The sequence below is a fragment of the Cellulosilyticum ruminicola JCM 14822 genome (genome assembly GCF_001311925.1).
Taxonomy (GTDB): Bacteria; Bacillota; Clostridia; order Lachnospirales; family Cellulosilyticaceae; genus Cellulosilyticum; species Cellulosilyticum ruminicola.
The window spans coordinates 1-8,999 of sequence record NZ_BBCG01000088.1 but is presented as its reverse complement, the minus strand read 5'-3'; the positions used below and the strand labels follow the sequence as shown (position 1 = coordinate 8,999).

7 protein-coding genes are annotated in these 8,999 nt (G+C 31.3%); all 7 read left to right on the top strand.

Annotated elements, in window-relative coordinates; all coding sequences use genetic code 11:
- Positions 1-620: 620 nt before the first annotated feature.
- The 7 genes from JCM14822_RS17035 to JCM14822_RS17005 all read left to right on the top strand — a co-directional run bounded on the left by JCM14822_RS17035 (position 621) and on the right by JCM14822_RS17005 (position 8,965).
- Positions 621-2,120 (top strand): HNH endonuclease, encoded by a 1,500-nt coding sequence (locus JCM14822_RS17035; RefSeq protein ID WP_157047853.1) that lies wholly within the window; start codon positions 621-623, stop codon positions 2,118-2,120.
- Positions 2,121-2,340: 220 nt separating this feature from the next.
- Positions 2,341-3,279: a hypothetical protein gene (locus JCM14822_RS17030; RefSeq protein ID WP_054743670.1), complete on the top strand. Its 939-nt coding sequence runs from the start codon at positions 2,341-2,343 to the stop codon at positions 3,277-3,279.
- A gap of 42 nt (positions 3,280-3,321) precedes the next feature.
- Complete coding sequence (locus JCM14822_RS17025) at positions 3,322-4,026, top strand: insulinase family protein (RefSeq protein WP_054743668.1); 705 nt, start codon at positions 3,322-3,324, stop codon at positions 4,024-4,026.
- Positions 3,957-6,248, top strand: a complete 2,292-nt coding sequence (locus JCM14822_RS17020; RefSeq protein ID WP_054743666.1) for an insulinase family protein — start codon at positions 3,957-3,959, stop codon at positions 6,246-6,248. Before JCM14822_RS17025 ends, JCM14822_RS17020 begins: the two co-directional genes overlap by 70 nt.
- Before the next feature lie 97 nt (positions 6,249-6,345).
- Positions 6,346-7,146: a hypothetical protein gene (locus JCM14822_RS17015; RefSeq protein ID WP_054743664.1), complete on the top strand. Its 801-nt coding sequence runs from the start codon at positions 6,346-6,348 to the stop codon at positions 7,144-7,146.
- A gap of 149 nt (positions 7,147-7,295) precedes the next feature.
- Positions 7,296-7,700: a L,D-transpeptidase gene (locus JCM14822_RS17010; RefSeq protein ID WP_054743662.1), complete on the top strand. Its 405-nt coding sequence runs from the start codon at positions 7,296-7,298 to the stop codon at positions 7,698-7,700.
- An 89-nt stretch (positions 7,701-7,789) separates the two neighbouring features.
- Positions 7,790-8,965: an ATP-binding protein gene (locus JCM14822_RS17005; protein ID WP_054743660.1), complete on the top strand. Its 1,176-nt coding sequence runs from the start codon at positions 7,790-7,792 to the stop codon at positions 8,963-8,965.
- Positions 8,966-8,999: the final 34 nt, after the last annotated feature.

Here is an 8,999-nt window from a genome sequence, read left to right as displayed (position 1 = left end):
GGATAAATAGACATTAGTATAATTATTTTAGGGATTATACAGCTTGATGTATTACCATATTTATCCTATTTATAAGTTGAGATAATCTAGCACATGTCGTTATAATATGATGATTAGCCATACTACCATTGTTTATTGTAGATATATTTTATTAGAATGGCTTAAAAGACAAGAGAACAATCCTAAGACTTTTGGAGAATTGTTCTTAATGTATTGTGATGATATCAAGATATGAAGTTATCCATAGCTTTTCAAAGTTTAATAGGCTTATTTATTGAGCAATTAAATCAGCCTACTCATCTAGAATAAGAAACAATTAAAAATCAACTTAGACAATGGATTGATTCTCAAGCTTTATTTATCAAAGCGTTATTTAAAGATTTAAGCTGGGAAAGTTGAGTAGATTAATTAATAAAAATCTATAAAAGTTAAAAATAAGTTTACTGTCTAGAGAATCTAAATAACATATGTTATAATAGATAAGACAAGACGTAAGACATGAATGAACGGCATATTTTCTACCTAATGGGAGATTTTATTAAAATGACACTGATGCTTTGCTTGCAGTGTTTTTTTAATGTCTTATATCGTGAGAATAACAAGATTAGAGGGACGAGATGATGGAGCAAATTAACACAGACCAACTTAAGAAAGCTTTTCACCAGGAAATGATTAATTTATGTAAGAGACGTAATCAGGAACTAAAATATAAGTCAACAAGATTACTTGATTTTATTAATAAATATGGTGGATATGAAGCAGCTGTAAAATACATTACAACTGAAAGTAATGTTCAAGATTTCACAATTCTTTGGGAAAATGAACGTTTAGATCTTTCTGTAGAAGCTTTAATTACAAAACCTCAGTATACTAGTTTATTTTTAGAGGATATTGTGACATATTGTGATCAAAAACTTAAGCAATATAGTTATGCACCTAACAAAGTTGAAGAAGCCGAAGAGAAAGATGACGACTTTGAAAAAATGTTAGATGATATTTTTAGTGATATGGACAGTGAAGCATCACAAGAAATCGCTAAAATTAAAGCAGAAGTTAAACCTTATACACTTTATAATAAAGATTTAGGTATCACAAAAGAAGAATGGAAGGAGATTTTTGTAAAAATAAATGTATTTTCAGCTAAAAATCAAGATCTTGTGCTACGTGTACATTTAATGGGAAGTGGTATTGAAGCGGCTGATTTAGCAAGTGAAGAAGGTTATACAGCAACTTATCCATTTAAAGAAGTTGTTTTAGCTCTTGCAAAACGTATTAAAGCTAATTTAAAAATTGATGCACCTGTAGGGAATGATGGTAAAATTATATGGTGGCATATGCTTTTCATTGGTGGTTTCAAAGATAATACTTGTTTTGAATGGACAGTAAGACCAGAACTTAGTGCTGCTATTGACGAACTGGTAGCAGAAGGGAAAGTAAGTCTTGATGGGATTACAGTAAAAGCACATAAAGAAACAGAGTTACCAGAAGTAACAAAAGAGGAAAAAGTAGTTGAAAATAAAACACTAATGGGGCGTCCAGTAAAACCTAAGCGTAGTGTGCCACAAACACTTGATGAACTTGTAGATGCTTTACTTGGAGATGTTGTAAATAATTCAGAACCAGTAAAAGAAACACCAGCCAAAGTAGAAATAGAGCCAGTTGTGACAAATGAGATGCCAAAAGTAGAAAATATAAAAGTTCAAGAAGAGCCTCAAGTAATGGTACAACTGCTAGTAGCTCAGGAGAGTACAAAAGTAGGAAAAGAAGATAAAATTGCAGAAGAGATTGCTAAGTCTCTTGCACATTTAAAAGAAGAACAGGAAGCACAAAAACCATTAAAAGCAGATGAGATAGCATATAATAAAGCTAAAGCTGCTTGTATTGAATACTATGGTGCAATTTGCGATCTTTGTGGATTTGACTATGGCTATACTTATGGGGAAGCCTTTGAAAACCAAATTGAAGTACACAATGTTCATAGTCAAGATGAAGTAGAAGTTATGGAAAATACTGATCCAATTAAAGATTTAATTCCAGTATGTCATAATTGTCATGGTGTAATTCATAGTCAAAAACCACCAATCTTAATAGAAAAAATGCGTCAAATGATTAAAGCTTAATTAAATTAAAGCTTAAAATAAAGGTTATTGAACTAAATTTAGTTCAATAACCTTTATTTTATATGAGGTAAGTAGTAAGTTTTAGATTTTTCAGTATGATAAAGCATATATTTAGTTATACTACAAGAAGTACATTATATGAGGTGAACAAATGTTAAAGAAATCATTTCAGCTACTTTTTGTGATAATAGCATGTTTTATAGTTGGAGTAAGTCCCCTAATGGGAAAAGAGATGTTTATAGGATATCAGTTACTTGAGTGGCAGCCACAACAGAGATTAACAGGTAAATTGATTCTAAGTGATTCTCCTGAGAATGTAAGGGAAATAGGCATTTTATATGAAGAGAAAATAGATGGATTAGGACGTATACTATTTCATCATATTAATGAATCAGAAGATGTGAAAAACCTTGCTATTATTATATGTAATAAAGAAGGATTAAAAAAACAGGCGAAAATATTAAAACAGGAAGTAATGGGACCTACAAAATATATTTTACATGCAGGACAGACTTTACTAGAACGTTATTTTATGGGAAAACAAAAGGGAATAATAACATTGGACCCATATGAAGAAAAAATTTTATTTATGAGTTTACCTAATGAATGGCAGCCGCAGTTACTTTTAACTGGCATTATAGATTTTGAAACAGATGGAATAGTAGAAGTAATTATAGCGGCTATTGATAAGACTACTAGCATTTCTGAGATTAAAAAACTACCTTATTTAGAAAGGGATAAACATCCGAGAGGAACTTTTTATTGTTTAGAGGAAAGTTATGCATTACATTTACCTAGTTTTGGAAGGTATTATGTACGTTTAGAAGATGATGAAGATTGGGCAGTAGGAAAAGATGGAATTACACAGGAAATTACCATGAACAGAGGAAATTATGGTATAATGTATCATGTTACAATACAAGCAGAAGCTGTAACTAAAGTACAAATTGTACCACGTGCAGGTGTGTTTAAAGGGGTAATCAAATGGGAAAATGGACAAATAATACCTATTGAACGCACACATTATTTTAAGCATTGTAAAGAACCTGTTGATTTAGGATGGCTAACAGCTGGTGAAATACGTACATTAAGTTATATGTTACCAAACGGTTCGGCAGCACCAGTTTGGCTACAGTTTGAAGTAATTAATGAAAATTAATATTAGAATATAAAATAAATGATTAATTAGAAGGGATTTAGCATGGATTTACAATTAGTACAGCAATATAAGGGCTTTAAACTCCTTCAAGAAGAATATATTGAAGAAGTAGAAGGTATAGGTCGTGTTTTAAGACATGAAAGAACTGGGGCAACAATTATTAATGTGAGCAATAATGATCCACATAAAGTATTTTGTGTGGTATTTCGCACACCACCAGAAAATAATAAAGGGATACCACATATCATAGAGCATACAGTATGTTGTGCTTCAAAGGAGTATGCATTAAACGAAACATTTATGGCACTTGAAAAAGGGTCTGTGTGTACAGCACTTAATGCATGTACTTATCCAGATATGACGATGTATTATGGCGCAAGTTTAAGTGAAAAAGACTTAAATGGGATTATGAAAGTGTATATGGATATGGTATTTCAACCATTAATTAAAGAAGATGCACGTTTATTTGCCCAAGAAGGGTGGCATTATACAGTAGATGAAGAAACCCAAGCATTAGGTGTAAGTGGTGTGGTTTATCATGAAATGCAAGGTGAATATGGGGAAGCAACCACGAGGCTCGAACATGCTTTAAGTAAAGCACTCTTTAAAGATACACATTATCGATTTGATGCAGGTGGAATACCGCAAGATATTATTTCGTTAAGTTATGAAGATTTATGGCTTTTTATGAAAAATATTATGTGGCTGATAATTGTATTATTTACTTATATGGGGATATGCAGTTAGATAAGTGGTTAAGTGAGCTTGAAGTAGAGTGCTTAAATGACTTACCAAAGATAAATGAAGAAGTGGAAAAAATATATTATGAAAAAATGGTACAGGAAGCACCAATAGTACCAATGTATATATCAGAATGTTACCCAGCAGACAAAGAAGAAGAACAAACACTTATGAGCTTAAGCTTTGTTATTGGAACTGCTTATGATGCAGAATTAAGACTAGCTTTTGAACTTTTAGAGCATATGCTGCTTAGAAGTAGTGCATCACCACTTACAAAAGCTATTGTAGTGGATGGAAAGTTAGGTATTAGTTTAGGTGAAGGTGGTTATGATACAAGCCGTTTTCAATCTGTTTTTTCTATTAGTTTAAAAGGGGCAGAAAAGACACAAGGTGAAAAGTTTGAAAAGATTGTATTAAGAGAACTTGAGAGACTTGCAAAAGAGGGAATTGATAAAGAGTTAATAGAGGCAGCATTACATACATTGGCATTTGAATTAAAAGAGGTAGATGCTTCTTACGACCCTGTAGGACTACAATATAGTGAAATGATTTTTAATAGTTATTTATATGGCGGGGAACCTTTTACACATCTAAAATATAAATCTCATGTAGAAAAAATCAAGAAGTATAAGGATAAAGGATATTTTGAAACGCTTATTAAGGAATATTTCTTAGATAATAAGCATCGTGTATTAACTATATTAAATCCAAGTCATGCATTAGCAGAAGAAGAACAAGTGAAGTTAGAACAACATTTAATGGCATATGAACAAACGCTTACAAAAGAAAAGAAAGATCTGCTAATAGCAGTTAATGAAGAGTTGGAAGAAATGCATATGGTACAAAACAGTGAGGAAAAAATTAATTTATTACCTCAGTTAAAGAAAGAAGATTTAGAAATAAATATTGTACCAATTCACAAAAAACAAAATAACGATCAAATATTTGAATATCATTTTCATGAAGAAGAAACAAAAGGGATTGCTTATATTCACCTTTTATTTGATACACAAAGTGTGAAAGAAGAAGATTTACCTTATTTAGGAATATTAGGGCACTTGTTATCTTATATTGGGACACAAGATATGAATTATCAAGCGTTAGAAAATAAGATTAATCGTTTAACAGGAGGGTTGAATTGTTCGCTTCAGGCTTATACCCATTTAGAACAAGCAAATTATCGTCCTTATTTTAAAATTACAAGTAAAGTACTTATTGAAGAAATAGTAGAATGGAAAAAGCTTATGACTGCTATTTTAAAAGAAACTATTTTCATTGAAAAGGATAAAATTAAAGAGATCCTTGGCAATGTACATTATGAAATTGCTAGAAGTTTTGAAGGCGCACCCGAATATCGTGCGACAAGACGTGTATTTGCTTTCTTTGCACCAGCAGGTCAATATGAGGATGTGGTTTCAGGCATTAGATTTTATGAATTTATGAAAGGCTTTATGAAGGAATTTGATACCCAATATGAAATGATAATGCATAAGGTAAACGCAGTCTACAAACAGATTATGGGTAAGCAGAATCTAATGGTGTTTGTAACAGCACCTCAAGAGGAAGAAAGCTTTTTACAACAAGAACTATTTGATTTAGGAGCAAGCTTGCCAAATAATAATTATCCAAAACAAATTTATGATTTAAAGCTCACCACTCAAAGTGAAGCTTATTGTACAATGCAAAAAGTAGAAGCTGTTGCAAAAGGATTTAGCTTTAAAGATGCCGGTTTTACTTATCACGGAGCTATGGAAGTCGCTGCACATATTATAGAAAGTATATATCTTTGGAATCGAATTCGTTTACAAGGTGGTGCCTATGGATGTGATATTTTAATTAGTCGAGATGGACATGTAGTAACTTGTTCATATTGTGACCCTAAGCTAGGAAGTACACTTAAAACATTTGAAGGAATTGGCGATTTCTTAAAAAATTTACAATTGAAAGAAAGCGAATTGGACCGCTATATTATTCATACCATAGGGACAATGCAAATACCAATGAGTATGGAACAGAAAAGTGAACGTGCTCTAACTTATACATTATGTGGTATGACAACGTTACAGCTCGAAAATATTATAAAAGAAGTCTTAAATACAGATATGCAACAAATACAAGAACTTGCTAAATTATTTGATGCTTTTGCCAAAGCACCATATTTATGTGTTGTAGGTGGAAAAACACAAATTAAAAAGCATAAAAAATATTTTGATAGTATAATAAATTAATACAAATAGGAAATGCTAATCAGAGGAGGAAGTAGAATGATTAAACGACAGCATCTGATTAGTATTTTTTGTGCATATTTTTTAGTGTTTTTTATGTATGACTTGCAATGCGAAAGGCACAGTTTATAATCCTAAAATATATGTAGGTACTTTACAAGAAGACTACAATATTTGTATTATTGGTGGTAATATTTATCCGCTTTATCAAATTAATGAAGATAAGTATATTCCACTTATATATCTAGAAAAGATGGGATTAAATAAAGAAATCATCAATGAAGTGATGTATTTTAACTATGGAGATTCGGTAGATACAGAAGCAGTTAGCACTTTGCCTTTAAAAGATAAACCTGTAAGTTTAAGTAATCAAATTATTTATATTGGCCCTCTACGTACTTATGCCATTGAGGTAGATGGGCAAATACTGATACCACTAGATGCACTTAAGGTATTATGGCAATTTGATGTTCATCAAGGCGCATTTATTATAAGACATAGTTGGCTTAAAATGAATCATTTTGTAAGCATTGATGAGAAAAAAATTAGAAACACGTCACAAATGGCACTTTCAGTTGATTTATTGCATATTTTTTGGAATGGCAAAAATCTTATAAATCAATATGAGTTAGGTGTTAATTTAAAACCTAGTGAAACGAGAGAAAAGTATGCAAAAAATCTTGGCAAGAATGGACAATATATGACCACAATTATATTACAAATCAATGGATTTACTACGCAATATCGAAGTGGGCAACTTTACGGTCAAAAAAATGAGTTCTTATTAAATAAATATGAAAGTGAGAAAAGAAGAGACTATCTTACAAAACTTTTTCCAGCTTTTAAGATAGTAGGAACAATGCGCTATAATGTAGGGAATTTAAAAGCGAATGATCAGTAGAGATTTGGCGTTCTGAGAAAACTTATTATTATATTGTAAAAGATAAATTAGGAAAAAAAGTACGTATTCCATGGAATAGTATTCATATTGAAGGGGACCTGGGTAGTTTAAATCCAAAAGTAAAGACAAAAGATGTAGAGGACTTTGTTATGTTAAATAACATAAAAAGTGATACAGATTATTTACTTTGGACAGACCCTTATAGGCAACGTACTCATGTTTTAAAGAAAGTAGAGGGACAGTGGCATTTACAAAAAACTTTTGTATGTTCTACAGGTAAAGTAAATAATGCAACACCAACTGGAATTTTTAAAGTAGAATATAGCATGCCTTATTTTGGTGTAGATAAAAATTTCCGTTGTAAGAATGCACTAGTATTCTTTTCTAGTTACATGTATCATTCCATTTTGTTTGATAAGACTGGAACTTATGTTAAGTCTGGACAATGTGATTTAGGACGAAAGGTATCTCATGGGTGTATTAGACTTTCTGAGAAAGATAGTGCATGGTTATATAAGCATATTCCAATAGGGACAGCAGTATGGATTCGTTAGAGTGAAAATATAAAATATAAATAATAATTGAAAAAAGTACAAAATAGATTATAATATTCCCTGTATAAAGACAACAGGAGGGGAAACATATGTCATTTGTATTTTATCGTAGTTTTAATGAAAACAAAATTATAAATGGAGTGTATGCATTAAGAGAGTGTATAACAGATATTGAAAGAGAAAAGTTATACAATGAAATCTTAAGTGAATTATTAGAAGTAGGTATAAAAGAAGGCTTAAAACAAGATTTATTTAAGATGTATTTAACGTATCTTGTAGCCCGTGATGAAAATGCTTTTTCAGTAAGTTGTGAACGAGAGGGAGAAAATGTAGATGAGGCACTTCGCATCTTAGCTCTTGAAGATATAAGAAAAATACTAGACTTGTGGAAGGAATCACCTTTTACAGTTTTATTACAAGAAGGAGCGCCTAATTTTTTAAATCCATTATATGATACATTGAATAAGGCTACATCAGCACAGGAAGTTGTAGATTATTTAGTAAGATATTATAAACGTTTTGGGACAGGAATAATGAATGGATATAAAGCATTTAAATGGGATGAAAAGCTGGGACTTGTAGGTATTGGAGAGTGTGATCCAATTACTTTTGATCAGTTAATTGGATGTGATTATCAAAAAAATGCTTTAATTAAAAATACAGAAGCCTTTCTACAAGGTAAAGAATCTAATAATGCGTTACTATTTGGTGATCGTGGAACAGGAAAATCATCATCAGTTAAAGCAGCTTTAAATGCTTATTGCGAAGAAGGATTACGTGTTGTAGAGCTTTCAAAAACAGATTTTAAATATTTCAATCGTATTTTACATACCTTAAGAAAAAGAGGGTTGAAGTTTATATTATTTTTAGATGATCTTTCTTTTGAGGAATTCGAGGTAGAGTACAAATATATGAAAGCCTTAATAGAAGGTGGTATTGAAGTGCGTCCTAGAAATGTATTAATATATGCCACATCTAATAGGCGTCACCTTGTAAAGGAAACTTGGAATGACCGTCAAGGACAAGAAATCAATATTTCAGATACAAGACAAGAGAAACTTTCTTTAGCAGATCGCTTTGGTCTTTCATTAACGTTTACATCACCTAATCAAAATTTATACTTGGAAATGGTCTATTCTATAGCAAAACATTATAAAGTGACACTGGATGAAAATACTTTACGTGAGAGAGCTATCCAATGGGAACTTTTACATGGGGGACGTTCAGGCCGAACAGCTAAACAATTTATTTTATCAATATTATAATAGAACATAAAATAAATTAAAATTATAGCTCATC

Excerpts from the sequence above, each read along its gene's own strand:
- JCM14822_RS17035 (WP_157047853.1), top strand. The coding sequence starts at position 621 with ATGGAGCAAATTAACACAGACCAACTTAAGAAAGCTTTTCACCAGGAA.
- JCM14822_RS17030 (WP_054743670.1), top strand. The coding sequence starts at position 2,341 with ATGGGAAAAGAGATGTTTATAGGATATCAGTTACTTGAGTGGCAGCCA.
- JCM14822_RS17005 (WP_054743660.1), top strand. The coding sequence starts at position 7,790 with ATGTCATTTGTATTTTATCGTAGTTTTAATGAAAACAAAATTATAAAT.
- JCM14822_RS17025 (WP_054743668.1), top strand. The coding sequence starts at position 3,322 with ATGGATTTACAATTAGTACAGCAATATAAGGGCTTTAAACTCCTTCAA.
- JCM14822_RS17020 (WP_054743666.1), top strand. The coding sequence starts at position 3,957 with ATGGCTTTTTATGAAAAATATTATGTGGCTGATAATTGTATTATTTAC.
- JCM14822_RS17010 (WP_054743662.1), top strand. The coding sequence starts at position 7,296 with ATGTTAAATAACATAAAAAGTGATACAGATTATTTACTTTGGACAGAC.
- JCM14822_RS17015 (WP_054743664.1), top strand. The coding sequence starts at position 6,346 with ATGACTTGCAATGCGAAAGGCACAGTTTATAATCCTAAAATATATGTA.